Source organism: Taklimakanibacter lacteus, from assembly GCA_003576695.1.
GTDB lineage: Bacteria > Pseudomonadota > Alphaproteobacteria > Rhizobiales > Aestuariivirgaceae > Taklimakanibacter > Taklimakanibacter lacteus.
In genome coordinates this window covers 46,299-72,241 of the sequence record QOZQ01000011.1, presented here as the reverse complement: position 1 = coordinate 72,241, position 25,943 = coordinate 46,299, and the positions used below count along the sequence as shown (strand labels likewise).

Here is a 25,943-nt window from a genome sequence, read left to right as displayed (position 1 = left end):
ATGCAAGTGTCTTCGAAGGTCATCATCACCTGCGCCGTGACGGGCTCTGTTCACACGCCCACCATGAGCCCTTATCTTCCCATCACGCCCAGCGAGATCACCCAGGCGGCGGTCGAGGCCGCAGATGCCGGCGCATCCGTCATACATCTCCATGCCCGCGATCCGAAAACCGGAAAGCCGACACCCGATCCGCGCATATTCATGGAGTTCCTGCCGCGCATAAAGCAGCAGTCGGATGCGGTGATCAATATTTCCACCGGCGGCGGGCTCAAGATGAGTCTCGACGAAAGGCTGGAGGCGGCGCATGTCAGCAAGCCGGAATTATGCTCGCTCAATATGGGCTCGATGAATTTCGGCCTCCATCCGGTGGTGGGAAAATACACCACCTGGAGGCACGACTGGGAGCGCGACTATCTCGAAAGCACGCGCGGCGGCATCGTCTCCAATACCTTCACCCAGATCGAGCGCATCATCGATGAAGTCGGCAATGCCTATGGCACCAAATTCGAGTTCGAATGCTACGATGTCGGGCATCTCTATACGCTGGCCCACTTCCTGGACCGCAAGCTGCTCACCCCGCCGCTCTTCGTGCAATCCATCTTCGGCATTCTGGGCGGAATAGGACCTGACGGCGAGGACGTCCTGCACATGCGGCGCACTGCCGATCGTCTGTTCGGCAGGGATTATCTGTGGTCCATCCTTGCCGCCGGCAGGCATCAGATGTCCCTGTGCACAATGGGTGCGATACTGGGCGGCAATGTCCGCGTCGGCCTCGAGGACAGCCTTTATCTGGGCAAGGGTCAGCTGGCGAAGAGCAATGCCGAGCAGGTCGCCAAGATCCGCCGCATTCTTGCCGAGCTGTCGCTCGAAGTGGCGACCCCTGACGAGGCTCGCACGCTCCTGAAGCTCAAGGGCGGCAACGAGGTGGGCTTCTGAACATGGCTGCCATCGTGACATTTGCCGGCATCGCCCATCCCTGGATGTGCGACGCTATGGGCCACCTGAATACCCGGCACTATGCGGCGATGTTCGATGATGCGAGTTTCCAGCTCCTCGGCCGGATCGCGCCGTCCGGACCCGATTTCCTCGGCTGGGCCGATGTCCGGATCGAAGTGGATTTTCTTCACGAGACGGCAGCCGGCACGCTTTTGACGATCAGCTCGCACGCAACCCGCATAGGCGGATCCTCGCTGACCTATGTCCACCTTCTGTCGGGCACCATCGATGAGCTGGCCAGGGCCCGCGCGACGGTGACAAGCGTGCGGTTCGACAAGGCTGCGCGCACATCGGTACCGCTGGCCGATGACGTCAGGCAGCGCGCCGAAGCGCTCATCTCGCATTGAACGCCTGTGATCCGGAAAAAAGAGCTGCCGTATCGCGAGGCCGCATCGAAACCTCCCACTCACCTCTCCGGCAGCGGGATGAACTCCGTCTCATCCGGCACCGGGCTGAAGCGGCCGGTCTTCCAGTCTTCCTTGGCCACTTCGATGCGCTCCTTGCGCGAGGAGACGAAATTCCACCAGATATGCCGCGGGCCTTCCAGCGCGGTTCCGCCTAAGAACATCATGCGCGTCTTCGTCACCGCCTTGACGGTGATCCTGTCGCCCGGCCGGAAGATCAGCATTTGCGCGGCGGCGAATTTATCGCCGGCGATATCGACCTCGCCTTCGACCAGATAGACGGCGCGTTCTTCATAAGTGGGATCGAACGGCACGGCAGTGCCGGCCTCGGCCGCGACCTCGACATAGAACCAGTCCGACACCATGCTGACCGGCGCCTTGACGCCGAAGGCTTCGCCGGCAATGACGCGCGCCTTCAGCCCCGTATCGGCGACCGTCGGCAGCACCGCGCCATCGAAATGCTGGAAGGACGGCGCGATCTCCTCCTTGTCGGCGGGGAGCGCGATCCAGCTTTGCAGGCCCAGCATATGGCTGCCGGTCCGGCGCGGCGTGTCGGGCGTGCGCTCGGAATGGGCGATGCCGCGCCCGGCAGTCATGAGATTCATCGCCCCCGGCATGATCTCCTGGATATTGCCCTCGCTGTCGCGATGCAGGATCGAGCCGTCGAACAGATAGGTGACGGTGGCGAGCCCGATATGGGGATGCGGCCTGACATCCATGCCATGCCCCGCAATGAACTGAACCGGCCCGAAATGATCGAAGAAGATGAAGGGCCCCACCATCTGGCGCCGTCCATGCGGCAGCGCCCGGCGCACCGAGAAGCCATCGCCCAGGTCGCGCACTCTAGGCACGATCACGAGATCGAGCGCATTGCAGGATTTCACATCGCCAAGGACCGGATCTTTATCGGGAAGCCAGCTCATCACGCACTCCACTGCAAATCGGCACACCTGCCCTCACGGCAGACGTGCTCAGATCTATGATGGAGCGAGACTATGACAGTTTGCGCTTGCGACAAATATCATAGGTCTGCTGCCAGGGCCTGAGCCGCTCGAAGGCGGCGGAGACCGCCAGCACATCCGTGTCGGCATAGCGCTTGCCGATGATCTGCATGCCGACCGGCATGCCCTTGGCGAGGCCGGCCGGAATGGAGGCCGCCGGATTGCCGCTGAAATTGATCGGGAAAGTAAGGCACCAGCCGATGAGCCGGTTGACCTTCACGCCCGCCACCATGTCGGGTCCCAGCGTGTTGCCATCGCTTGCGTTGCTGACCGGCAGGCAGGCGAGCGTCGGTGAGATCAGTATATCGTGGTCGGCGAAGACATTCTGCACGGCGTCATAGATCTCGGTGCGCACCGACTGCGCCTCATGGATGTCGGCCGCCGTCATATCCTTGCAGCGGTCATACCAGTAGAGATATTCGGGCGGCAGATCCTGGCGGTGCTTGCCCATGAGATCTAAGCCCTTCGCCTTCATGCCCATGACGCCGCCGACATTGAGCGGCATGATGATCCTGCACCAGAGATCGGCGAGTTCCATGGCTGAGCGCTTGATGCCGAGCTTCACATCGGTGACGGTGGCGCCCGCCTCGCGGAAGGCATCGACCGCCTTGCGCACGGTCTCGGCGACTTCGGGCTCGACCGGGAACACATCGAAATCCGGGCTGTAGGCGATGCGCATGCCCTTGATCGGGCGGTCGAGCGCGGCAAGGAAATCGACCTTCTCGTCGAGCGCGAAAGGATCGCGCCGGTCATAGCCGGCAAGCGCCGTCAATGCCAAAGCGGTGTCGCGGACATTGCGGGTGAGCGGCCCCTCGAAGATGAAGGGCATGGTGCTGGAAAAGCCGTTCGGCCTGCCCCAATGCGGCAAGCGCCCGAAGGCCGCCTTATAGCCATAGACGCCGCACCAGGAGGCGGGGATGCGGATGGAGCCGCCGCCATCGGTGCCTTCCGCCAGCGGCAGCAGGCCATCGGCGACCGCGGCGGCACTGCCGCCCGACGAGCCGCCGGGGTTTTTGCTCGTGTCGAAGGGATTGCCGGTCGGCCCGAACAGATAGTTGTCGGTGACGCCGCGAAAACCCATGATCGGGCTGTTGGTCTTGCCGATGATGATCGCTCCGCCCCGCTGCTCGATGCGCTCGGCGAACGGGCACAGGAAATCCGGCTTGAAATCCTTGAGCGCCCGGATTCCGCCGAGCGTCGCCGGCCAGCCCGGCTTGAAATCGAACAGGTCCTTGATGGCGACCGGCACGCCATGCAGGGGGCCGAGCTCCTCGCCCGCCATGACGGCCTTCTCGGCTGCCTTGGCGCCTTGGCGCGCTTCCTCGGGCGCCAGATGCACGACCGCATTCAGGCTCGGATTGCGCTCGCCGATGCGCTTGATGAAATGATCGACAACTTCGACGGGCGAGAGCTTCTTCGCCTTGATGGCCTCCGCGATGCTGCCTGCTGAAGCATAGGAAAGATCATCGCCTGTCATGGTTTCCTCCCGGCCGGAATGATGGCGCTGCAACTGATTATGTCGGTGATCTTATCGGCTGGGGCGCGATTGACATCAAGGCTCGACGCATAACAGGCATTCCTTCCGACCCCCATTGGTCCACTGCGATTTGTCGATATTGGTGCTGTCGCGGCGGCGCACAGCCCTGCATTGTGACGGAATGATCGACCTCTATTATTGCGGCACCCCCAATGGCCTGAAAATGGCGGTATTCTTCGCGGAGACCGGCCTCCCGCATCGCGTCATCCCGGTCAGGCTCGGCAAGGGCGATCAGTTCAAGCCGGACTTCCTGAAGATCTCGCCCAACAACAAGATCCCGGCCATGATCGACCATGATCCGGTCGATGGCGGTGAGCCCCTCGCGCTCTTCGAATCGGGCGCCATGCTGCTCTATCTCGCCGACAAGACCGGCCAGTTCCTGCCGCGCGATCTCAGGGGCCGCAATGAAGTGATCAAATGGCTGTTCTGGCAGGTCGGCGGGCTCGGGCCCATGGCCGGCCAGATCGGCCATTTCAATGTCTACGCGCCGGAGAAAGTGCCCTATGCGATCGAGCGCTATGCGCGCGAGACGCATCGCCTCTACGAGGTGCTGAACACGCAGCTTGCCGGCCGCGATTTCATCGCCGGCGATTATTCGATCGCCGACATGGCGTGCTATCCCTGGATCGTGCCGCATGGGGGCCACGGCCAGTCGCTCGACGATCACCCGCATCTCAAGCGCTGGTTCGAGACCATCGCCGCCCGTCCGGCGGTGATCAAGGCCTATGACGGCATCGAGGATTCCTATATATCGCAGCGCCGGATGTCGGATGAGGAGAGAAGGATCCTCTTCGGCGCGCCGGCTGCGAAGACCGCCTCCTGATCAGGCGCCTGCTATAGTCGCCGCCGCGCATCCGGAGACTCGCGCTGCGACGGGCTGGGACCAAAGGAGGTCCAGAATTTTCCTGCTCTTCGCGCAATCTGCGTCGTTCGGGGCATTCTTGAATTTTCCGCAGACCTGCGTGCTGAGACAGTCGTCGCATTGCGTCGATCGCTTGTCCTGGCGCAACGCGCGGAAGCGATCAGGCAGAGCCATGAGATCAGCCACTGTCGCCACCGTGCGGATATCCACCCCATAATCCGATGTCGTGAAGCTGCAGGGAGAGATCTGACCGCCTTCATTGATGAAGAGGAAGCGCTCTCCCGGCCCGCAATCCTCCACCGCAATGCGCTCATTCGCAGCGCTGGCGCGAAAGCGGTTGAGATAGTCCTCGTCGCCCACCAGGACAACACCCTGGTCGAGAAGCCTGTTGCGAATGTCCGGCAGCCGGGCCTCCAGGGCATCTATGTCGGTGCAGGTGAGCCGGTGAGCCGGGTAGAATTCCGGCCGGTCACGCCCTCCAAGCTGATTGAAGGTGATTTCAGAAATCCCCCATTTGGCCAGCTCGAGGCAGAGTGGCTCGAAGTCACCCACATTCTGGTGCATGAGCACGATATTTGCCCGCAACTTCAAACCCGAGCCGAGCGCCCGCGCTTCTTTCGCCAGTACCGTGATCGAGGCGCACAGCTTTTCGAAGGCGCCGGTCCAACCGCGCATCGCATCGTGAAAGTTTGCGAAACCGTCGACGCTGATTGTCAGTTCCTTATAGGTCTCGCACAAATGGCGCCGGACGCTGGGACTTCCAAGAGTGGACCCGTTCGTTGTCGCGCTGACCTCGAGGCCAAGAGCGCGGACGGCATGTGTCAGCGTCTCCAATGGCTTCCATCGCAAGGGCTCTCCCCCTAGCCAGCTCAGAAGCACCGCATCTCCGCTTGCTGCCTGATAGGCGCTGAGCAGCTTGGCAAAGCGCAGGATTTCGTCGGGTTGTGCCTCCCTGCGCGGAAAAGCCAGCCGCTTGTCGAAAGCACAGAACGGGCAGGCAAGGTTGCAACTATCCACGACACGCCAGACGACAATCATATTGCCCTCCCTGAGAGTGGCGACCCATCTCGCTGCTCGATTGGGACCGTATTTGATCATCCCTTCCTACTCATCAATATGCAACTTGTTATTTGCAATTTGCTAGTAAGTGGTTAAGATCGCTTTATGAACCAGGAACTCATCCGCCCGATTCTCACCGTCGATATCGTCGTTCTGACCCTCCACGAGCAGCGGGTGCATGTCGTGGTGCAGAAGCGGGACAAGCCGCCGCATGCCGGCCACTTCGCGCTCATTGGCGGCTATGTGCGTCCCGAGGAGGATGTATCGACAGCAGCGGCGGCGGCACGCGTGTTGCGTGACAAGGCCGGCTTGACCGCGCGCCTGCTCGAGCAATTGATGACCTTTTCAGGTACGGAGCGCGATCCGCGCGGCTGGTCGGCGTCGGTCGCCTATTACGGACTGCTGCCTTATCAAGACGTCGCGCAGCAGGTGCGCAGGAACCTTAAGATGCTTCCGCTCGACCGGGCGACGGGCCTTCCGTTCGACCACGACACCATCGTGAGCAAAGCGCTGGAACGATGCCGGCGGCGCGCCGCCTACTCGTCTTTGCCGGCCTTCCTGCTGCCGATTGCGTTTACTCAGTCGGCCCTGCGCCACGCCTATGAGGCAGTGCTCGGCCGCGCATTGAACGACAGTGCGTTCAGACGGAAGATTGACGAGCTGCGGGTGATCGAGCCGCTGGCCGGAAATGTCAGCAAAGCCACGGCGCGGCCCGCACAGCTCTACCGCTTGGGGCGTGGACACATAGTGGAGTTTGACCGGACCGTATAGCTCTGTCGCAGAGGCGCGACTAGAGCGCTGCTACTTCCAGCGCCGGAAAACTGACCTTCATCCCTTCGCGCGCCGCAAAGGCACCGGCGAACACGCTGCGCGCCGCGGCTTCGAACGCGCTCACTTCCGCATCACTTCGGCCGGGCGCGTGATGGAACATGGCGAGCTGCCGGGCTTTCGCCATGTGGCAGAGACCGGCGCCCAGCATCCAGGTCGAATGCCCGAATTCCCTGCGCTCATTCGCCTCCTCCTCGGTATACATGCAGTCATAGATGACCATGTCGGCCTGATCCGCCAGGCGAAGAGCCGCCCTGTTCGCCGCTTCCGATCCCGTGCCCGTATCGGTCAGATAGGTGATGACGCGGCCGCCAAACTCCACGCGATAGCCGATGACGCCGCCCGGATGATCGAGCTGCGCCGTCGAGATGGCGATCCCGGCGGCTGGCCGGATCACGTCGCCCGCCCTGAAATCCTCATAAGAAAGGCCGGCCCGGAACATGGCGGGCCCTGCCGGGAAGAAAGGCGGCTTCAGCAAGTCCGCGACCATGGCGCGCGTTGTGCCTCCGGCCATATGGCCTGACCAGATCGTGCAGCGTGCCCGCGGGTCGAACAGGGGCTGGAAGAAAGGCAGTCCGATCACATGATCATAATGGCTGTGGGACAAAAGGATGTCGAAGCGCCCGATCCCCTCCCGCGTCAAAGCGATGCCGGCTTCGCGTATGCCGGTGCCGGCATCGAAAAGGAGAACATGTTGGCCGCAGCGGATCTCGACGCAGGCCGTGTTGCCGCCCGTCTCGGCGCAGTCCGGTCCGGCTGTCGGAATGCTGCCGCGAACGCCCCAGAATCTGACGGAGAGCCCTTTGTCACCCGGGGGCCGCATTTTGCACCTCCCTGGCGACTTCCGGCGTCTTCTCCACGAAATCCATGAGCTCGAATACCCGGACCTTGCTGCTACGCCCCTTGAGCAGGACGGCGCCATGCGCCTTGGTAAGGAGGTCCTGCCCCGCCAGCTTGCGCGTCTGCTCGCTGATGAGGATCTCGGCGTCCAGCTCCTTGCCGAGCCCCTCGAGCCGGCTCGCCACATTCACCACATCGCCGATTGCCGTATAGCTCAGGCGCTCGATGGAGCCGACATTGCCGACCAGCGCGATGCCGCTGTTGATGCCGATGCGGACGCGCTGGCCATTTGCCCGCTTGTCGGGCCGGGCGACATCCTGCATGGCGCCGCGAATGGCCTGAGCGGCGCGGCAGGCCCGCAACGCATGCTCATCATTCGCCGCCGGCGCGTTCCAGATCCCCATGATGCAGTCCCCGATGAACTTGTCGACGATTCCACCCTCCGCATGTATCGCCTTTGTCGCAACGGTAAGGAACTCGGTCAAGAAGGGAGCGACATCGGCCCCATAATCCTCGGTGAGCTGGGTAAATCCGGGCAGGTCGGCGAACATCACGGTGATCTCGCGCAATTCGCCGCCGGGCTTGGGGTCTATCCCCTGCTCGATAAGGCTGCGCACGATATCGCCCGGCACATAGAGCCCGAAAGCCTTGAGGCTCCCGGCCATCCGCCGCAGGGCGTCGGACAGCCGGTCAAGCTCGAACAGGCGGGTGGAGACACGCTTTATGTCGCCGAGCGCAAAGGATTCGATGTGGCGCAGCTCTCCGGCAACCGCCTGGATGGGCCGGACGAAGGAATAATGCGCGAACAGGGCGGCAAGGCCCGCGGTCAGGAGTGCGAAGAGGACGAGCGTGACGAGCAGCCGGCGGGTGCTGCGGTCGATCTCCTCGGTGAAGACCGAGCGCGGCACCGCGGTCACCAGCAGCCAGCCATTGAAGTCGAGCGGCGTCCGCGTGACATGGAAGATCGTGCCGTCGCCACTGGTGACCGTTCCCTCCACCACGCTTCCCTGCGCCGCCTGTTTGAGGGCCCCGATGATCTCGCGGTTGCCGGAGGCCTCCGACAGGGATGCCGATCTCATGTCGGCCAGCGAAGTGGCAATAATCGTCCCCTGCTCATTGACGATGACGGCCGCCCCCTTGCGCGCCACATCGAGCCCGGCCAGGAAATCCGCCAGGCGCCGCAGGTTGAGCGAGACCATGATCACGCCCTGGAAGCGGTTGTGAAGGTCGAAGCGCGTGGCGGCCACCGCGGCGGGCTCGAAGCCGCTCGGCAGTATATCGACCATGGTCCAGACCAGTCCCGGCGCTTCCTTGGCCTGGCGATACCATTTGCTGCCCAGCGCCACATAGGCCGTTGAGCCCTTGCTGCGCTCCTCGAAGAATATATCGCCGGGTATCGGCCGGTAACGGTCGCGGCGCAGCTCGCGCATGCCATTGGCGAGCGGCGTCCCGATCTCGACCATTTCGATATCGTTCTCGTCCAGTATGTGAGACCCGAAGAACCGCCCATCCGGAAAGCCGAAGCCGATCCAGGAGACGGCCGGCAGCGAGCGCAGGACTGACAGGAAGACGAATTCCCGCTTGGCCTCGTCTTCTGTCTTGATGGCGCCCTGGAACAGGATGGAGCGGATGATCTCGACCGCCCCTTCCGAGGCGCGGAATGTGCCTTCCAGCTCCTTCTTCACCGCCGCCGCCGTCTCGACATTGATCGAGCCGACCACCATTTCGATATTGCGGCTCGACGTGCGCATCCATGACACATGGACGATGAGCGCGCTCGCCAGGACCGCGACCAGCACCAGGCCGGTCAGCGCCAGGCCGATCCGCACCCTGAGGCGCGGCCGGTCGTCAGTTCTCGCCGCCGGTGATGAGGCGGGCGCCGCGCTCGAAGGTGACATAGGCCATGATCCAATCAAGAAAGACGATAAGGCGGTTGCGGAAGCCGATCAGGAACCAGATATGGGCGAACCCCCAGGTCAGCCAGGCGAGGAAGCCCGAGAGGGTGAAGCGGCCGAAATCCGCCACCGCCGATTTGCGGCCGATGGTCGCGAGATTTCCGTAGTTGCGATAGCTGAACGGCCGCGGTTTCTCGTCCTTGAGCAGAGCCAGGATCGAGCGTGCCGCGTAGTGGCCCATTTGCTTGGCCGCCGGCGCCACGCCCGGTACGACGATCCCATTGGCATCGGTCACCGCCGCCGTATCGCCGACGACGAAGATATTGTCCGCGCCCGGCGGATGCAGCATCGCATCGACCATCACGCGGCCGGCGCGGTCGGATGGCGCGTCGAGCCATTTGCCGGCGGGCGATGCCATGACGCCGGCCGCCCAGATGATCGTCGCCGTCTCGATGCGGCTGCCATCCTTGAGGGCGATGCCTTGCACATCGCATGAAGTGACCGCCGTTTCCATCTTGAGGGTGACCCCGAGCTTTGCCAGCTGGCGCGCCGCCGAGGCCGACAGATGCTCGGGAAACGAGGTGAGGATCCGGGAGCCCGCTTCGACGAGGATGATCTTGGTTTCGGCCGGATTGATATGGCGGAAATCGGCAATGATGGTGCGATGCGCGAGCTCGGCAATGGCGCCCGCCATCTCGACGCCGGTCGGGCCGCCGCCGACCACGACGAAAGTCAGCAATCGCTGCCGCTCGCTTTCGTCCTGGCTCGCCTCGGCCTTCTCGAAAGCGAGCAGGATACGGCGCCGGATTTCGGTGGCCTCGTCGATCTTCTTGAGGCCCGGCGCGAATTGCTCCCACTGGTCATTGCCGAAATAGGCATGCCGCGCGCCGGTGCCGATGACGAGATAATCATAAGGGATGCGCCGGCCCGAGGTCACGACCTCTCGCCGCTCCTTGTCGACGCCGACAACCTTCTCCATGAGGACGGCAATGTTCTTTTGCCCCGAGACGATCCGGCGGATCGGCGAGGCGATCTGCGCCGGCGACAGGCCGGCGGTCGCCACCTGATAGAGCAGCGGCTGAAACAGATGGTAGTTGCGCCGGTCGACCAGCGTGACATCGACGGGCGCATGGCGCAGCGCCTTCGCGGCGGACAGGCCGCCAAAGCCGGCGCCGATGATGACGACATGGGGGCGGCCCGAGGGCCGCCCATCGCGTTGCTGGGTCTGGAGATCGGTCAAGGCTCACCTGTTGCCGAGGACGAGGCGTCCCGCCAGATGGTCGAGCGACACCTTGCCGGGCCCGCGCGCCAGAAGCAGGAGGAGCAAGCTTGCCCACAGGAGATGCTCGCCCCAATGGCCAGGATAGACGAATATCTGGATGACGGCGACAATGCCGAGCAAGGCGAGCGCGCCGACCCGGGTGAGGAGACCGAGGAAGATCAGCACAGCGCCGGTGAGCTCGGTCGCTGTCGCCAGCGGCGCGGCCAGTTCCGGTGACAGCACCGGGACCCGGTATTCCATCGCAAAGAGCTGCAGGGTCACGGGCCAGCTCAGCAATTTGGACTGGGCCGAATTCCAGAACACATTGGCGATGGCGACCCTCGCCGCCAGCTGGACGAGCGAAAGCGGAATGGCATCGGCGAGAGCGAGCGCCTTCCTGGCGAGGCAGGCTGGCGACAGCCCGGTGACACGCGACTTCGAAAGAGAGGGGGTCATCATATGAGGCATCCTTTGTCAGGCTTGGGTGAGGAGACGGTTGCGGCAGAGAAAAAGGAGTTCATCGACGAGATTGAACTTGCGATCGCGCGCCAAAGCGTGCGCGGCGGCGACTTCGACCGGACGGCGCCGGGCAAGACTGCGCCAGAAGGCAAATCGGGCCGGGTCGAGCTCGAAGAAGCGGATGTCGTCATCATGCCGGACGACGGCAAGCCGGCTCATCTTGCGCATGAGCGGGCGCTGCCGTTCGGCTTCATGGGCCCACGGACCGAGCAACGGCCAGCGCGACAGGACGAAATGGAGGCTGGGCTGCACAGCGAGTGTCATGCCGCCTGAAAGACCCGTCATATCCCCAGGCTCGAGGAACGGCATCTGGGGACTGGTCAGGGATTTGTGGATGGCCCATTCGAGTGTCGCCATCTGCGCCAGGATGGGCGCATGGCGGCAGGCCGGGAATTGCGCCAGGAATCTCGGGAAAGCTTCGCCATAGACGACGAGGCGTGATTCACGCGGCGGCGCGCGCAGGATGAACTGGTGCGCGGCATAGGCGAAGAACCTGTCATCGCCGAGCTTCACCGTGACCGGGAAGACGGAGCGCAGATGCGCCGTCAGCGACAGGAACATATTGTTGCGATAGATCGCGAAGCGGCGCGCCGGATTTGCCGAAGGCGCGGCGAGCTCGGCTTCGATCTCAGCAGGCCCGCCGGCCAGCAAGGCATGTGTCATGGCGGATTGCAGGGCGGCGAGATCAAGCATGGACATGCTCCATCATGCGGGCGGGATGATGATCGCAGAGCGCCACTTTGGCGGTTTGCGCCCGGCTGGGTGGCAGGAACGCCGACATTGATCTTGCGTCTTCAGTGACGGAATTGGCCAGGAGATCGGCCCACATGGCTTCGCCGAGCAGCGTTTCGAGTGGTGGAATCTCCGAATCCCACTCGATGAGAGTGGGGCGGACGCCGATGCGCTCCAGCGCGAAGCGATAGAGCGACCACACTTGCGGCGCCACGGCCGAGCCGTGATTGTCGATCAGCACCGGCCCGTCGTCGGTCATGTTCTCGGCATGGCCGGCGAGATGGATTTCCTCGATGCTCTCGGCCGGCAGGGCGGCGATATAGGCTTGCGCATCGAAGCCGAGATTATGCGCCGAGACATAGACATTGTTGATGTCGAGCAGCAGTCCGCAGCCGGTGCGCTCAGCGATCTCGCTCAGGAATTCGGGCTCCATCATGGTCGAGCGCGCGAAACCGACATAGGCCGAGAGATTTTCGATCAGGATACGCCTGCCGATCGTCTCCTGCGTCTGCTCGATGTTGCGGCACACGATGGCGAGCGCCTCTTCATCATAGGGCACGGGCAAGAGATCATTCAGATAGATGCCGTCACCGACGCACCAGGCGAGATGCTCGGACACCATTGCCGGCTGGAAACGGTCGCAGAGCTGCTTGAGCCTGGCGAGATGCGAGGGGTCGACGCCCGTCGCCGAGCCGAGCGACAGGCCGACGCCATGGACAGACAGAGCGTAGTTCTTGCGCACTTGCTCGAGCGCCGCCGCGGCGGGGCTCGCTTTCATGTAATTCTCGGCATGGACCTCAAGCCAGCCAGCGGAAGGACGCTGTTTCAGGATCTGCGCCAGATGGGGGCCGCGCAGACCAATGCCGGCGACCGGGGGTAGCGGGGTGCGGGGGGATGTCGCGTGCATGTGGTGCTCCTTTCCGGTTGGCTGGCTTGAGGATGGGGGTCGATCAGGCTTTCGGCTCGAGGGCTCCGCCCGTCAGCTTGGCGCAGCTGCCGGCCGGCAGGTAAATCCAGGCATCGCCCTGGTTGTCGGCCGTCGCGGTGCCGGCGCAGGAATGCGTCGAGGTCTGGCAGTCATTCGTGCCGGCCTTCGACACGCCGTAGCACTTCTCAAACGAGAAATTGGGCTCTTCGGCCGGCCCGGCTATGGCGCCGCTCGCGGCAATGGCGGTGAACGCCGCCAGAGCTGTGCCGACAAGCAATTTGGTATCGATCATTGGACTCTCCATGGATGGTTAAGGTCTGGGATAGCCTGCTTGAACTATCGAACTTGAGTGTCGGCCGAATGGGCGTCGAACTGAAATGCCGTATCCGCATGGTAATGATAGCGGCGCTCTATGAGCGTTGGTCCTGCCTCAAAAAAATGCCGCTCCCGGAAGGGAGCGGCCAGTTATGCAGCCGTGGAGGGGAGACGGGCTGCTCGGGGTTCACAAAGGCATCGTCAAAGATAGGTGTTGTGGATATCGACGGTCGATTGCTTGCCGATATGGTCGTAATTCGAGGTGAGCCAGCTTTCCGCGCGCATGCGGCCGGCATCGCGCAGCTCGGTGAGGAATTCCCAGTCGGCATTGAGTTTGCTCGCCACACCGAGATCGAGCATGATGTCGTCGGCCGAAATCGCATGGATCAGCATGCGCTTGAGCGTCATGCCGCAGACCGTTCCCTGGTCGATCAGCTGGGTCACGAAGTCGATGGCCCGCATCTCGCGCATCAGCGAGGAGTTGAAGCTGATCTCGTTGATGCGGTTCATGATCTCGGTCGCGGTGCGCGGCAGTTCGGGCCGGGCCATCGGATTGATGTGGACGATGAGGACATCGGGCGACTCGCAGCCATAGATCAGCGGGAAGATCGCCGGATTGCCCATATAGCCGCCATCCCAATAGGCATCCTCGCCGATCTCGACGGCGCGGAACAGGAACGGCAGGCAGGCGGACGCCATGACCGCATCGCAGGTGATGTCGTCATTGGAGAAGACCTTGACCTTGCCGGTGCGCACATTGGTGGCGCAGATATTGAGCTTGAACTTGCAGCGCGCGCTGCGCAGCGCCTCGAAATCCATCGACTGCTCGAGCACCCGCCGCAACGGGTTGATGTTGAGCGGATTGAACTGATAGGGCGACATCAGCCGCGTCACCAGGTCGAAAAATATGTAAGGTGGCGAGTTCTCGAGCGACCGGTTGCCGGTCAGGCGATCGAGCGGCGTCGGCTGGATCGGCGAGAAGGCCGCCGCATGGCTGACCCGGCGCCAGAAATTGGCCAATGCCTTCTGGGCGCCATCGCGTCCGCCCTCGATCAGCCCATAGGTCATGACCGCGGCATTCATGGCGCCGGCACTGGTGGCGACAATGCCTTCGAAATCGAGCCTGGGCTCTTCCAGCAGCCGGTCGAGCACGCCCCAGGTGAAAGCGCCATGGGCGCCGCCGCCTTGCAAGGCGAGATTGAGGGTCTTCGCCTTCACTTGCCTGACCACCGTCTTGCGAGGTGCCGGCTGCGTTACCGTGTTGACTGGCTGATCCATGTCCCTGTTCCTCCTAATGCGCTGTCCAGCCGCCATCGACCGGAATGGCCGTGCCGGTGATCGAGCTGCCGCCTTCGCCGCAGAGGAAGACGGTGAGCGCGCCGATCTCCTCGACCGCGGCAAAGCGCTTGTTCGGCTGGTTCTTGAGCAGCACATCCCGAATGACCGCCTCGCGCGGGATCTTGTGCGACTTTGCCTGGTCGTCGATCTGGCGCTCGACCAGCGGCGTCCATACATATCCCGGGCAGATGGCGTTGCTGGTGACACCCGCTTCGGCGCCTTCGAGCGCCACCACCTTGGTGAAGCCGACAATGCCGTGCTTGGCCGCCACATAGGCGGCCTTGAAGGGCGACGCGATGAGGCCATGAGCCGAGGAGATATTGACGATACGCCCGAACTTGCGGGCTTTCATGCCCGCGAAGGTGGCGCGCACCAGATGGAAGGCCGACGACAGGTTGATGGCGAGGATCTGGTCCCATTTCTCCGCCGGAAACGCCTCGACGGGCGATACGTGCTGGATGCCGGCATTGTTGACGACGATGTCGACCTGGCCGAAGCGTCGTTCCGCCTGCTCCGCCATGTTTTTGATGGCCTGAGCCTGGCTCATATCCGCATCGCTATAGGCGACATCGACGTCATGCGCATCGGCCAGCGACTGGCGCTGCATCTCGATATCGTCACGGTCGCCGAAGCCGTTGAGCATCACGGCCGCCCCCGCTTCCGCCAGCGCTTTGGCAATGCCGAGGCCGATGCCACTGGTCGAGCCGGTGACGATCGCGGCGCGGCCCTCGAGCGGACGGCGCGAGGAATGGATATCTTTCTTGGTATTGAGGACAAGCATTGAAGTCTCCGACATCAGGCGATTTTCTGAGGCCCAGCTTGGCCAATTCGGGGGTTCACCGGAAATGCCGAAGGACTATTGTTTCCATGACCAGTGCGCATTGGCGCCTTTTTGAGCCTGCCTTTAGGGTCGCCGCCATGGACCTGCATCACATCAGATACTTCCTGGCGGTCTCGGAGACCCTCAACTTCACGAGGGCGGCCGAGGCCTGCAACGTCACCCAGCCGGCGCTCAGCCGGGCCGTGCAGCAGCTCGAGGAAGAGGTCGGCGGCCAGCTCTTCCGCCGCGAGCGCAATTTCACCCACCTGACCGATCTCGGCATGCTGATGCGCCCGCGCCTGCAGCAGATCCTGGCGACGGTGGGCGAGGCCAAGCGCGAGGCGCGCCAGTTCCTCACTTTGGAGAATGCCCAGATCAAGGTCGGCATCATGTGCTCTGTCGGCCCGACCCGCTTCACCGGTCTCCTGGCCGATTTCCGCATGCGCTATCCGGGCATCTCCCTGGAGCTGATCGAGGGAATGCCCTCGGCACTCGCCGCCAGGCTCGAAAAGGGCGAGATCGACATCGCGGTTATGGCCTGGGCCGAAGGCTATCCGGAACGGCTTGATCTCAAGCCGCTCTATCGCGAGCGCTTTCTCCTCGCCTGCCCCACCGGCCACCGTTTCACCCGGATGAATGCGGTGCGCATGCAGGAGGTCCATGGCGAGAACTATCTGCTGCGCCTCAACTGCGAATATGCCGACAACATCGAAAACCTCATTCGCGAGACCGGCGGCGCGGTCCATATCTGCTATCAGAGCGAGCGCGAGGACTGGATCCAGAACATGGTGGCGGGAGGCCTCGGCATCTGCTTCATCCCCGAATTCAGCGTCATGCTGCCGGGTCTCGAACTGCGTCCCGTCATCGAGCCTGACGTATGGCGTGAGATCAATCTGGTCACCATGTCGGGCCGGCGCATGTCACCCGCTTTGGCAAGCTTCATCAAGGCGGTGCGCGACTATCCCTGGCCCGCCAGCCGCTTCGACACGATCTAGGGAGCCATCATGCCGGAGCAGCCAATATCCTTCAGCATCCGCCCCCTCCAGCCTCAGAACCGCGGGCCACGGCATTCTCCGCTACTATCTGCAGAAATCCCTCTCCCCGCCCGAAAGCCCAAAAATCAGGCACGCCCACCCTGTTTACCTTCCGGCTGTTCACCACAAATGAACATGGATACCATGGCGACGGACACGGGCTTTCTGGGGACGACCTTTGGATATCCACCACATCCGCTATTTTCTGGCCGTCTGCGAGACGCTGAACTTCACTCGCGCCGCCGAGAGCTGCAACGTCACCCAGCCGGCGCTGAGCCGCGCCATCCAGCAGCTCGAGGAAGAGGTTGGCGGCCTCCTGTTCCGCCGCGAGCGCAACCTCACCCATATCACCGATCTCGGGCTCCTGATGAAGCCGCGTTTGCAGCAGGTGCTTGACGGCCTGAGTGACGTGAAGCGTGACGCCAGGCGCTTCCTCACCCTCGAAGAAGCGAGCATCACGCTCGGCATCATGTGCACCATCGGCCCCCGGCGGCTGACCGGCCTCATCGCCGAATTCGGTCGCCGTTACCCGGGCGTCTCGATCAGACTGATCGAAGGCATCGCCGCGGACCTCGCCGCCAAGGTCGAGAATGGCGAGCTCGATATCGCCATCATGGCCAATCCGGAGGGATTCTCGGGGCGCATCGAGGCACATCGTCTCTATGACGAGCGCTTCGTCATCGCCTTTCCCGAGCACCACCGCTTCGCCGCCATGAACGGCATAGCGATGCGCGAAATCCATGGCGAAAGCTATTTGCGCCGGATCAATTGCGAATATCGCGATCATTTGTCGAAACTGGCTGATGAGTGCCAGGCCGACGCGCCACTCGCTTTCGCCAGCGAGCGCGAGGACTGGATCCAGAACATGGTAGCAGGGGGCTTGGGCATCTGCATCATCCCGGAATTCAGCGCGGTGATCCCCGGCATCCAGATCAGGCCGCTGGTCGATCCCGATGTTTCACGCGATGTGAGCCTCGTCTGGATGGCCGGCCGGCGTCACTCCCCGGCCGTCGCGGCCTTTGTGAAGCTTGCCCGTTCTCATCCCTGGCCGGAAAGCCAGTTTGCCCCCGCAGCGGCCTGACCATCATAAGGCCCGCCTATCGAATCCAAAGCCTTTCGGCATTTCATCCTTGCCTCGGGCTTTGACACACTCCGCCATGGAAGCTGCGCCCTCCTCACCCACGCAGCAGCAACGGAGATGTTTCATGAAACTCGATCTGACCATACGCCTTGGCATTGCCGCTCTGGCGCTCGCCGCCGCCGCGAATTTCGCCCAGGCCGGCGAATGCCCTGCCGGCAAGATGAAGGACAATGCCCTCACCACCGGCGAAATGACGCCGAAGAAAGTGACCGACGAAATCCTGTCTTCGATCGATCTCTCGCCCAAGGGCGATGCCTTCAAGGGCGAAGCGCTTCGCCTGCGCAAGCTCGTGATCCAGCCGGGCGGCGTCGTGCCGTGGCATGATCACAAGACCCGTCCCGCCAATATCCATATCGTTTCAGGCACGGTCACCGAATATCGCAGCAGCTGCGAAGTGCCGATCGTCCACAAGGCCGGCGATACGGTCGCCGAATTCGGCGAAGGCTTCTCCCATTGGTGGAAGAACACCGGCAAGAAGCCCGTGGTCCTGCTGTCGGCCGACATCTTCCATGACGCCACGATGGACGACCATATGATGTGAAACCCGCTCGGCCGCACGCTCCAACGCTTCCGGCCGGCACTTGCCTGCGCGATACTCTCTCCACGTCGGATGAGAGAGTGTCGCGCAATTCATTCATCGGATGATCGACATGACGACAGCGACGCAAACCGCTCCCGCTATTCACACGGCGCATATATTCAAGCTGTTGGCGATTGCTGCCGTCAGCTTCCTTACTCTTGTCGATCTGTTCGCGACACAAGCCATCCTGCCGTCGCTCGCCGTGGCCTATGACGTCTCTCCGGGCGTCATGGGATCGGCAGTCAATCTGTGCACCCTGGGCATGGCGGCTGCCGGACTTGCCGTGGCTTTGCTCAATCGGCGGATCGATCGGCGTCTGGGCGTCGCCTTGAGCCTCGCCTGTCTCACCATCCCCACGCTGCTCCTGGCCTTCATGCCGGATCTCACCTGGTTCGCGGGCCTTCGCCTGCTTCAGGGCGTGTTCATGTCCGCCGCCTTCACCCTGACGATCACTTACATTGCCGAAACCGCGACGGCCGACTTCATCGCGGCGGCACTCGCCGCCTATGTGACCGGCAATGTCGCCAGCAATCTGTTCGGCCGGCTGATGTCGGCGGCGATCGCCGATCATCTCGGCCTTCCCGCCAATTTCGTGATCTTTGCCGGCCTCAATCTTCTGGGCGCCCTGCTCGCCTTTTTCCTGCTCAAAGGCAGGATGATGACGAAGCCGTCCGAGACCGCCGTCCGACTGGCCGATGTGTTCGCGCAGCCCTCGCTCAATGCGAGCTTCGCCATCGGCTTTCTCATCCTGTTCGTGTTCATCGGCACCTTCACCTATGTGAATTTCGTGCTGACGCGGGCGCCGATCTCGTTGTCGACCATGCAGCTGGGCTTCGTCTATTTCGTCTTCGTGCCCTCGATCATCGCCACACCCTTTGCCGGCCTGGCAAGCAATCGGTTCGGCGCCCGAAGGGTCATTGCCCTGTCCTTGCTCGTTGCCTTGTTCGGGCTTTCCGCCTCGCTCGTGCCGGATCTGAATTTCATTCTGGTCGCGCTCGTCTTTCTGGCTGCCGGAACCTTCTTCGCCCAGGCCGCGGCCACAGGCTATGTGAGCCGCAGCTCCGGTGCGGCGCGCGGAGCGGCCGGCGGCATCTATCTCGCTTCCTATTATTCCGGCGGCCTGATCGGCAGCATCGTCATCGGGCAGGTATTCGATCAGCTGGGCTGGACGGCCGTCGTGATCGTCCTTGGCCTGGCGCTTGTCGCCGGATGTGCGCTCGCCGTCTTCCTCCGCGCGCCCGATAGCAAACTTACATCGGAACGATAGCGATACGGCATTTCAGCCACCTGCCTGCATCTGACATGCTTGGCTCGACGCATCACGCGGCAATCGCGTGGTCCACAGAACAGGAGATATCGATGCTTGACAGTCTGTCCACCAAATGCGCCGTCGCCATGACCGCGTCCTTCCTCGCCTTTGCCACGCTTCCCGCGGCGGAGGCCGCCAATAATGGCGTCGTCAAGGGCAAGAGCGCCTATCCGATGGCCGAGACGATCGACCGCATCAAGAAGGATGTCGCGGCCAAGGGCATCACCTTCTTCGCCGAGATCGACCAGGCGAAGCTCGCCGCGGATGCCGGCATTAAGCTCGAGCCGTCGACGCTTCTGATCTTCGGCAATCCCGCCCTCGGCTCGCAATTCATGACGTCCAACCCCTCGGCCGGCATCGACTGGCCGGTGCGCCTGCTTGTCCTCGAGGACAAGAAGGGCCAGGTTTGGACGGTCTATAATGACTTTGGCTATATCGCCCGCCGCCACGGCATCAAGGACCGCGGCGCCGCCTTCAAGATGGCCTCCGAGGTCATCGCCTCCGTGACCTCTGCTGTGAAGAAGTAACGGTCCCTGCCGGAGAGCTCCTATGCGACGGGGCTCTCCGCCAGCGAGATGGCCTTCTCGCCGAACCATTCCTTGCGCATCGCCTCGCGGACCAGCACCCCCAGCGCCGGCGAATGCGCCCGCTCGGCCACCGTCACCAGATGGACCACGCGCCAGAATTCCGGCTCGATGACCGGAACGGCGACCACATCGGGGTGATTGACGCAATGCCGCGGCATGAAGCCGAAGCCCAGCCCCGCCGCGATCATCGCCTGGGTCCACTCCTCGCTGTCGCTGAAATAGGCGGGCGACACGCTGACGCCATGCGCCTTGAGGATGCCGTCGGCATAGCCCGCAAATTCACAGTGGTTGCGATGGATATAGGCCTCGCCATCGAGATCCTTGACGCGCACGGTCTCCAGATTGGCGAAGCGATGCCGGGGATGGACGACGATCACCATCTGCTCGCGAAACAGCGGGACCCGGCTGAACTTGCCGTCCGTGTCCCGGCCCGGAAAGGCGTAGATGGCGACATCGATTTCGCCATCCGCCAGTCTCTGCTCGAGCTCGAAGGAATTCGCATCGCTCAGGACCATGTTGACGCCGGCCTCCGCCCGCGGCACGGCCAGGATGAGGTCGGTGAACTGGCTGGGTGCGATGGTGGTCATGATGCCGAGCTTGAGGGTGCGCTTCTCCTCCTCGGCCTTGCCGGCAAGCTCTCGCGCCATGCGCAGCGTGTCGTCCGAATCGCGCCAGATCTGCTCGAGATAGGGCTTCACCATGCGACCGAGCGGCGAAAGATTGGTCAGCCGGCGCTCGCGATGGAACAGCGGGCCGCCGAATTCTTCCTCGAGCAGGATGATGGCGCGCGACAGCGCCGGCTGCGACACATCGCATTTCTCGGCGGCGCGCGAGAAATTGAGCTCCTCCGCGACCGCGAGAAAATAGCGTACCTGGTGGAGTTCCATGGCGGACCTCGGAGGTGATGGCCCCTGCCTCTTCATGGTAACAAGACTGCGGCTTAAATCCAGCCGCCGCCGCGCCCCATCATCGCGCCCGCCTAATTTTTTGTTCTGGAACGGAAATTCCAGATCCGAGTCAGGTCGGACGGGCATAAAATCGATGACCACGCGGCATTGGCGGGGAAACCGGTTGCGCGGCACAGTTATCTCCATTCAGGAATGGAGGCTCCCATGAGGAGGCTTTGGTGCAGGCTGACGCGCTGGTTTCGCTCATTCGACGAGACCAGCGAGGATTTTCCGATCATCATCAGGACGGCGGAGGACGGTGCGCGCATTGGCATGGTCGGCTGGTATTAGGCGTGGCTTGCCGGGTTGCGGCTCAGGCTTCGGCTTTCTGTCTTGCCGGCAACTCGCCGCGCAACGCAAAATCCATGGCGGCCTCGGCATGCAGCCGGGTCGTGTCGAAGACGGGAATGTCGAAATCGTCCTGCCCGATCAGCATGGTGATCTCGGTGCAGCCAAGGATCACGCCGTCGGCGCCCTGTTGTCGCAGGCGTTCGACCTCTGCAACATACCGGCGCTTGGATTCCGGCTTGATCACCCCTTCGCACAGCTCCTCATAGATGATGCGATGGATCTCGAGCCTTGCGGCTTCGTCGGGAATAACCGTCGGCAGGCCGTGCAACGATTGCAGCCGGCCGCGATAGAAGTCGCGCTCCATGGTGAAACGGGTGGCGAGCAGGATCGGGTTGCGCGCCTTGGATCGGCGTATGGCGGATGCCGTCGCATCGGCGATATGGATGAGCGGGATCGGTACCGCCGCCTCGATATGCCCGGCCAGGAGATGCATGGTGTTGGTGCACAGCACCAGCGCCGCGGCACCTGCCTTCTCCAGGTCCCGGCTGGCCGCGGCCAGGATGTCGGCAAGCCCTTCCCAATCGCCCTTATGCTGGCCCTCGGCGACATCGGCGAAGTCGAGGGAGCGCAGGATGATATCCGCCGAATGGAGCTCGCCCAGCCTCGCCCGCGCAATCTCGTTCACGTGACGATAATAGATCGCCGTGCTCTGCCAGCTCATGCCGCCGATCAGGCCCAATTTCCGCATGACACCGAAATCTCACCCGCCGGCGATGCGCGGCAGGAGATAGACCTCCGCATTCTCCGGGATCTTCTCATCCCATGAATCCCGGAAAATGCGGCCATTGATCGAGACCGCGATGCCGCGTTCGATATGGGGCTTGATCCCCGGATATTCGGCGGCAAGCTTGCCGAACATATCGCGGATATCGTGCGCCTCGACATCGACGGTCTTTGCCCCTCCGGCGGCCGCGCTGAGCGCCCCCCAGAGCACGACATTGACCATCCCTAAGCGGCCTTTGCCTTGGCCGCCTTCCTCGCCTTCTTGTCGTCCAGCGCCTTGAGGATGCGCGGCGGCGACATCGGAATATGCGTCATGCGCACGCCTGCCGCATTGGAGACGGCATTGGCGATGGCGGCAAGCGGCGGCACGATCGAGGTCTCGCCCACGCCGCGCACCCCATAGGGGTGGTTCGGATTGGGGATCTCGAGAATGACGGTGTCGATCATCGGCAAATCGGAGCACACCGGGATGCGATAGTCGAGGAAGCCGGCATTCTGCAGCCTGCCATCCTTGCCATAGACATATTCCTCATTGAGCGCCCAGCCGATGCCCTGCGCGGCGCCGCCCTGATACTGGCCCTCGACATAGGACGGATGGATCGCCTTGCCGGCATCCTGGATCACCGTGTAGCGGATGACCCTGGTGGCGCCGGTTTCGGGATCAAGCTCGACATCGCAGATATGGGTGGCGAAAGAGACGCCCGCGCCGTCGGCCACGAACTCGTTATGGCCGGCGATCGGGCCGCCGGTATTGGCGGCAGCGGCCGCAATCTCCTTGAGCGAGAGCGGCGGGAAGTCGCCGGCATTGGCGCCGGCGGGCTTCGCATGGCCGTCTTCCCAGGTGACCGCGTCTTCCGGGATCTTCCACATCTTGGCGGCGCGCTGACACAGCACCTTCTTGGCGTTGCGCGCGGCGATGACCGTGTTCATGCCGGAGGAGAAGGTGACGCGGCTGCCGTCGCTCATGTCGTTGTGGCCGAGCGAGCTCGTATCCGCCACGACGCAGCGCACATTCTCGTAAGCCACGCCGAGTTCCTCGGCGGCAATGAGCGCCATGGAGGCGCGCGAGCCGCCGACATCGATCGTGCCGACCGCCACCGTCACCGAGCCGTCGGGATTGACGTTCAGCGACGTGCAGGTCTGGCCGCCGAAATTGAACCAGAAGCCGCACGCCATGCCGCGCCCCTGGTTCTTGCCCAGGGGTGCGCGCATATGCGGATGGTTCTGCGCGGCTTCGAGCGTCGGCCCGATGCCGATCGGCCCGTAGGTCGGGCCATAGGAGGACTTGGTGCCCTCCTTCGCCGCATTCTTGATGCGGAATTCGACCGCGTCCATGCCGATCTTGGCCGCGACCTCGTCGACCACGCTCTCGACCGCGAAGGCAGCCATCGGCGCGGAAGGTGCGCGATAGGCGGCGACCTTCGGACGGTTGACCACCACCTCATAGCCGACCGTCTTCACATTCTTGAGGTCGTAGCAGGCATAGGAGGTCATGGCGCCGAGCTCGGCCCAGATGCCGAGGAACGGTCCGCCCTGATAGCGCAGGGTGGCCGTGGCCGCGGTGATGCGGCCATCCTTGGTGGCGCCGATCTTGACGTCGATCGAGGTCGAGCTGGTGGGGCCTGAGGCCTTGAACACCTCATCGCGGGTCATCACCAGCTTCACCGGCCGGTTGGCCTTGCGCGACAACGCCAGCGCCAGAGGCTCGGCCCAGATATGGGTCTTGCCGCCGAAGCCGCCGCCGATCTCGGATGCGGTGACGCGCAGCTTCGCCGCATCCATGCCGAGAAGCTGGGCGCAGTGGTTGCGATAGACGAAGTGGCCCTGCGTGCACACCCACATCTCGCCCTGGCCGTCCGGCCCGACATTGGCGAGACAGGCATGCGGCTCGATATAGCCCTGATGCGTCTGCTCGGTCCTGAAGCTGCGTTCGACGATGACATCGGCTTCCTTGAAGCCCGCTTCGACATCGCCATGGCCGAACTCGGTGCGCTTGGCGATATTCGAGGCCTTGGCCGGCTTGGGCTCGACGCCTTCCGTGAACATATTGGCATGCAGTACCGGGGCTGAAGGCTTCATTGCCTCATCGACATCGGTCACATGCGGCAGGACCTTGTATTCGACATTGATGAGCTTGAGCGCCTTCTTCGCCGTCGCCGCATCGATGGCCGCGACCGCCGCCACGGCATGGCCGTCATAGAGCGCCTTCTCGCGCGCCATGCAATTGACCAGCATGTCATACATCGCCTGATCGCCATTGGTGAGATCGGGCAGGTCGGCCGAGGTGATCACCGCCTTCACGCCCGCAAGCCTCTCGGCTTTCGACGTGTCGATCTTGACGATCTTGGCATGCGCGTGCGGCGAGCGCAGAACGCGGCCCACGAGCTGGCCCGGCGCGAAGGCATCGGCGCCATAGCGGGCACGGCCCGTCACCTTGTCGACGCCGTCCGGACGCAGCGGGCGCGTGCCGACGACCTTGAATTTCTGGCCGGTATAATTGGTGTCGTAAGCCATGGCTCAGGCTCCTCTCATCTCTTTGGCGGCCTCTTGGACGGCGCGCACGATCTTGTCATAGCCGGTGCAGCGGCAAAGATTGCCGGCAAGGCCGAAGCGGATCTCTTCCTCGGTCGGGTTCTTGTTCTTCTTAAGCAGCGCCTTCGCCGCGATCAGGAAGCCCGGCGTGCAGATGCCGCATTGAAGCGCGGCATTGGAGATGAAGGCCCGCTGCAGCGGGTGCAGCTTGTCGCCATCCGCCATGCCCTCGATGGTCTCGATCTTGCGGCCTTCCGCCTCGGCGCCGAGCACCAGGCAGGAGCAGACCAGCTCGCCATCGAGCGTGATGCTGCAGGCGCCGCAATCGCCGGTGCCGCAGCCTTCCTTGGCGCCGGTGAGGCCCAGCCGGTTGCGCAGCACGTCGAGCAGCGGCTCATCGGGATCGCAGACGAAATCGATCGGATCGCCATTGATCGTGGTTGAGACATGAACACCCGACATTATTTGCCTCCTGCGCGCTGATACGCGATTTTTGCAGCCCGCTTTGCCAGCACGCCTGCGACCTTGGTTCTGAATTCGATGGTTCCACGCTTGTCGTCGATGGGCGAGCAGGCGGCAGAGCATGCGGCCGCGAGCTTATCCAACGCTTCATCGTCGAGCTTGGTTCCGATGATGGCCTTGGCGGCGGGAGCGACCAGCAGCACGGTGGGCGCCACCGCGCCCAGCGCCACGCGCGCTTCCTTGATGACACCCTTGGCGTCGAGCACCACATTCACGCCGGCCGAGACCACCGCGATATCCATTTCCGAGCGCGGAATGAAGCGCAGATAGGCATCGCCCGACCGCGGCGGGCGCTTCGGCAGCAGCAGCGATTCGACGATCTCGCCCTTGGCGAGGCTGGTGCGGCCGGGGGCTGTCGAGACCTTCTCGACCGGGATGGTGCGCTTCTTCTTGGGGCCGACGATCACCGCCTGGGCGCCCGCGGCAACGAGAGCCGGCACGCTGTCGGCGGCGGGGGACGCGTTGCACATATTGCCCACCATGGTGCAGCGACCCTGCACCTGCTTCGATCCGATGAGATTGGCCGCCTCGACGACGCCGGGCCATGCCTTCTTGACCACGCTTCGGCCGAGCTCATTGCCCGAAACGGCGGCGCCGACCTGGAAGCCGGAAGCCGTCTTCTTGATTTCCCGCATCGCCGGAATGCGCTTGATGTCGACGATGAGATCAGGCTCGATGAACCCGCCCTTCATGCGCACGAGGAGATCGGTTCCTCCCGCGAGGATGGCAGACTTGCCCTTTTCTTTCATCAGGAGAGTAACCGCGGCCTTGGTCGAGCTGGGTGCTTCGTATCGCATAAATCTTGATCCACCTGGGTTGCTTGCGTGCGGTTCACGCTTGGATTTTTCAAAGGGCGGGAAGGCGAGGCCCTTCGCGAACAGG

The 25,943-nt window shown here is 63.1% G+C and carries 28 protein-coding genes; 10 read left to right on the top strand and 18 right to left on the bottom strand.

The genetic code is table 11. The annotated features are described in order from the left end of the window. Together kce and DT068_RS21560 are read left to right on the top strand one after the other, a co-directional pair. The gene (kce, locus tag DT068_RS21565) at positions 1-936 is read left to right on the top strand and encodes a 3,5-dioxohexanoate:acetyl-CoA acetone transferase (RefSeq protein WP_119391963.1); all 936 of its coding nucleotides are present in this window, start codon (positions 1-3) and stop codon (positions 934-936) included. Positions 937-938: 2 nt separating this feature from the next. Beyond that, the gene (locus DT068_RS21560; RefSeq protein ID WP_119391962.1) at positions 939-1,343 is read left to right on the top strand and encodes an acyl-CoA thioesterase; all 405 of its coding nucleotides are present in this window, start codon (positions 939-941) and stop codon (positions 1,341-1,343) included. A gap of 59 nt (positions 1,344-1,402) precedes the next feature. On the opposite strand, the gene DT068_RS21555 is transcribed toward DT068_RS21560, so the two are convergent. Both DT068_RS21555 and DT068_RS21550 read right to left on the bottom strand, forming a co-directional pair. After that, positions 1,403-2,323: a pirin family protein gene (locus DT068_RS21555; RefSeq protein WP_119391961.1), complete on the bottom strand. Its 921-nt coding sequence runs from the start codon at positions 2,321-2,323 to the stop codon at positions 1,403-1,405. A gap of 70 nt (positions 2,324-2,393) precedes the next feature. Further along, on the bottom strand, positions 2,394-3,878 hold the full coding sequence (locus DT068_RS21550; protein WP_119391960.1) for an amidase: 1,485 nt from the start codon (positions 3,876-3,878) through the stop codon (positions 2,394-2,396). A 181-nt stretch (positions 3,879-4,059) separates the two neighbouring features. Here DT068_RS21550 and DT068_RS21545 point away from each other — a divergent pair, with 181 nt between their 5' ends. Beyond that, positions 4,060-4,761, top strand: a complete 702-nt coding sequence (locus DT068_RS21545; protein WP_119391959.1) for a glutathione binding-like protein — start codon at positions 4,060-4,062, stop codon at positions 4,759-4,761. Here the strand turns inward: DT068_RS21545 and DT068_RS21540 are convergent, their stop codons facing one another. Then, the gene (locus DT068_RS21540; protein ID WP_162914356.1) at positions 4,762-5,838 is read right to left on the bottom strand and encodes a radical SAM protein; all 1,077 of its coding nucleotides are present in this window, start codon (positions 5,836-5,838) and stop codon (positions 4,762-4,764) included. It abuts the gene before it with no gap. A 126-nt stretch (positions 5,839-5,964) separates the two neighbouring features. Here DT068_RS21540 and DT068_RS21535 point away from each other — a divergent pair, with 126 nt between their 5' ends. After that, positions 5,965-6,630, top strand: coding sequence for an NUDIX hydrolase (locus DT068_RS21535; RefSeq protein ID WP_119391957.1), 666 nt, complete (start codon positions 5,965-5,967; stop codon positions 6,628-6,630). Positions 6,631-6,649: 19 nt separating this feature from the next. Here DT068_RS21535 and DT068_RS21530 read toward each other — a convergent pair whose 3' ends face one another. The 9 genes from DT068_RS21530 to DT068_RS21490 form a co-directional block, all read right to left on the bottom strand. After that, positions 6,650-7,510 carry an MBL fold metallo-hydrolase gene (locus DT068_RS21530; protein WP_119391956.1) on the bottom strand — a complete coding sequence of 287 codons (861 nt, stop codon included), beginning with the start codon at positions 7,508-7,510 and terminating at the stop codon, positions 6,650-6,652. Continuing rightward, complete coding sequence (locus DT068_RS21525; protein ID WP_368904950.1) at positions 7,494-9,425, bottom strand: adenylate/guanylate cyclase domain-containing protein; 1,932 nt, start codon at positions 9,423-9,425, stop codon at positions 7,494-7,496. Before DT068_RS21525 ends, DT068_RS21530 begins: the two co-directional genes overlap by 17 nt. Continuing rightward, the gene (locus DT068_RS21520; protein WP_119391955.1) at positions 9,376-10,662 is read right to left on the bottom strand and encodes an NAD(P)/FAD-dependent oxidoreductase; all 1,287 of its coding nucleotides are present in this window, start codon (positions 10,660-10,662) and stop codon (positions 9,376-9,378) included. Before DT068_RS21520 ends, DT068_RS21525 begins: the two co-directional genes overlap by 50 nt. Before the next feature lie 3 nt (positions 10,663-10,665). After that, positions 10,666-11,142, bottom strand: coding sequence for a DoxX family protein (locus tag DT068_RS21515; RefSeq protein ID WP_119391954.1), 477 nt, complete (start codon positions 11,140-11,142; stop codon positions 10,666-10,668). A 15-nt stretch (positions 11,143-11,157) separates the two neighbouring features. Continuing rightward, positions 11,158-11,895 (bottom strand): HvfC/BufC family peptide modification chaperone, encoded by a 738-nt coding sequence (locus DT068_RS21510; RefSeq protein WP_162914355.1) that lies wholly within the window; start codon positions 11,893-11,895, stop codon positions 11,158-11,160. Next, entirely contained in the window at positions 11,888-12,841 is a 954-nt protein-coding gene (gene bufB, locus DT068_RS21505; protein ID WP_119391952.1) for an MNIO family bufferin maturase, read from the bottom strand. The genes DT068_RS21510 and bufB overlap by 8 nt, the downstream gene beginning before the upstream one ends. A gap of 43 nt (positions 12,842-12,884) precedes the next feature. Next, on the bottom strand, positions 12,885-13,154 hold the full coding sequence (locus DT068_RS21500; RefSeq protein WP_119391951.1) for a BufA1 family periplasmic bufferin-type metallophore: 270 nt from the start codon (positions 13,152-13,154) through the stop codon (positions 12,885-12,887). A gap of 224 nt (positions 13,155-13,378) precedes the next feature. Beyond that, entirely contained in the window at positions 13,379-14,455 is a 1,077-nt protein-coding gene (locus tag DT068_RS21495) for a patatin-like phospholipase family protein (protein WP_119391950.1), read from the bottom strand. A gap of 13 nt (positions 14,456-14,468) precedes the next feature. Then, positions 14,469-15,296, bottom strand: coding sequence for a 3-hydroxybutyrate dehydrogenase (locus DT068_RS21490; RefSeq protein WP_119391949.1), 828 nt, complete (start codon positions 15,294-15,296; stop codon positions 14,469-14,471). Positions 15,297-15,433: 137 nt separating this feature from the next. Here DT068_RS21490 and DT068_RS21485 point away from each other — a divergent pair, with 137 nt between their 5' ends. The 5 genes from DT068_RS21485 (at position 15,434) to DT068_RS21465 (ending at position 19,926) form a co-directional block, all read left to right on the top strand. Continuing rightward, the gene (locus DT068_RS21485) at positions 15,434-16,330 is read left to right on the top strand and encodes a LysR family transcriptional regulator (RefSeq protein WP_119392105.1); all 897 of its coding nucleotides are present in this window, start codon (positions 15,434-15,436) and stop codon (positions 16,328-16,330) included. 217 nt (positions 16,331-16,547) lie between these two features. Next, complete coding sequence (locus tag DT068_RS21480) at positions 16,548-17,450, top strand: LysR family transcriptional regulator (RefSeq protein WP_119391948.1); 903 nt, start codon at positions 16,548-16,550, stop codon at positions 17,448-17,450. A 124-nt stretch (positions 17,451-17,574) separates the two neighbouring features. Then, positions 17,575-18,051 (top strand): cupin domain-containing protein, encoded by a 477-nt coding sequence (locus DT068_RS21475; protein ID WP_119391947.1) that lies wholly within the window; start codon positions 17,575-17,577, stop codon positions 18,049-18,051. Positions 18,052-18,160: 109 nt separating this feature from the next. Next, positions 18,161-19,357, top strand: coding sequence for an MFS transporter (locus tag DT068_RS21470; RefSeq protein WP_119392104.1), 1,197 nt, complete (start codon positions 18,161-18,163; stop codon positions 19,355-19,357). Positions 19,358-19,449: 92 nt separating this feature from the next. Continuing rightward, positions 19,450-19,926: a DUF302 domain-containing protein gene (locus tag DT068_RS21465; protein WP_119391946.1), complete on the top strand. Its 477-nt coding sequence runs from the start codon at positions 19,450-19,452 to the stop codon at positions 19,924-19,926. A gap of 20 nt (positions 19,927-19,946) precedes the next feature. On the opposite strand, the gene DT068_RS21460 is transcribed toward DT068_RS21465, so the two are convergent. Beyond that, a complete protein-coding gene (locus DT068_RS21460; protein ID WP_119391945.1) occupies positions 19,947-20,873 on the bottom strand; it encodes a LysR family transcriptional regulator in 927 nt (308 codons plus the stop codon). A gap of 225 nt (positions 20,874-21,098) precedes the next feature. On the opposite strand from DT068_RS21460, the gene DT068_RS28420 reads away from it, so the two are divergent. Continuing rightward, on the top strand, positions 21,099-21,224 hold the full coding sequence (locus DT068_RS28420; RefSeq protein WP_368904946.1) for a hypothetical protein: 126 nt from the start codon (positions 21,099-21,101) through the stop codon (positions 21,222-21,224). 22 nt (positions 21,225-21,246) lie between these two features. Here DT068_RS28420 and DT068_RS21455 read toward each other — a convergent pair whose 3' ends face one another. From DT068_RS21455 to DT068_RS21435, 5 genes are read right to left on the bottom strand one after another with little or no spacing between them, the layout of a single operon-like run. Next, entirely contained in the window at positions 21,247-21,972 is a 726-nt protein-coding gene (locus DT068_RS21455) for an aspartate/glutamate racemase family protein (RefSeq protein WP_119391944.1), read from the bottom strand. Between the two features lie 12 nt (positions 21,973-21,984). Then, positions 21,985-22,230, bottom strand: a complete 246-nt coding sequence (locus DT068_RS21450) for a MoaD/ThiS family protein (RefSeq protein ID WP_119391943.1) — start codon at positions 22,228-22,230, stop codon at positions 21,985-21,987. A gap of 2 nt (positions 22,231-22,232) precedes the next feature. Beyond that, positions 22,233-24,521 (bottom strand): xanthine dehydrogenase family protein molybdopterin-binding subunit, encoded by a 2,289-nt coding sequence (locus DT068_RS21445; protein ID WP_119391942.1) that lies wholly within the window; start codon positions 24,519-24,521, stop codon positions 22,233-22,235. A 3-nt stretch (positions 24,522-24,524) separates the two neighbouring features. Then, positions 24,525-25,001 carry a (2Fe-2S)-binding protein gene (locus tag DT068_RS21440; RefSeq protein WP_119391941.1) on the bottom strand — a complete coding sequence of 159 codons (477 nt, stop codon included), beginning with the start codon at positions 24,999-25,001 and terminating at the stop codon, positions 24,525-24,527. Next, a complete protein-coding gene (locus tag DT068_RS21435; protein ID WP_119391940.1) occupies positions 25,001-25,858 on the bottom strand; it encodes an FAD binding domain-containing protein in 858 nt (285 codons plus the stop codon). The genes DT068_RS21440 and DT068_RS21435 overlap by 1 nt, the downstream gene beginning before the upstream one ends. Positions 25,859-25,943: the final 85 nt, after the last annotated feature.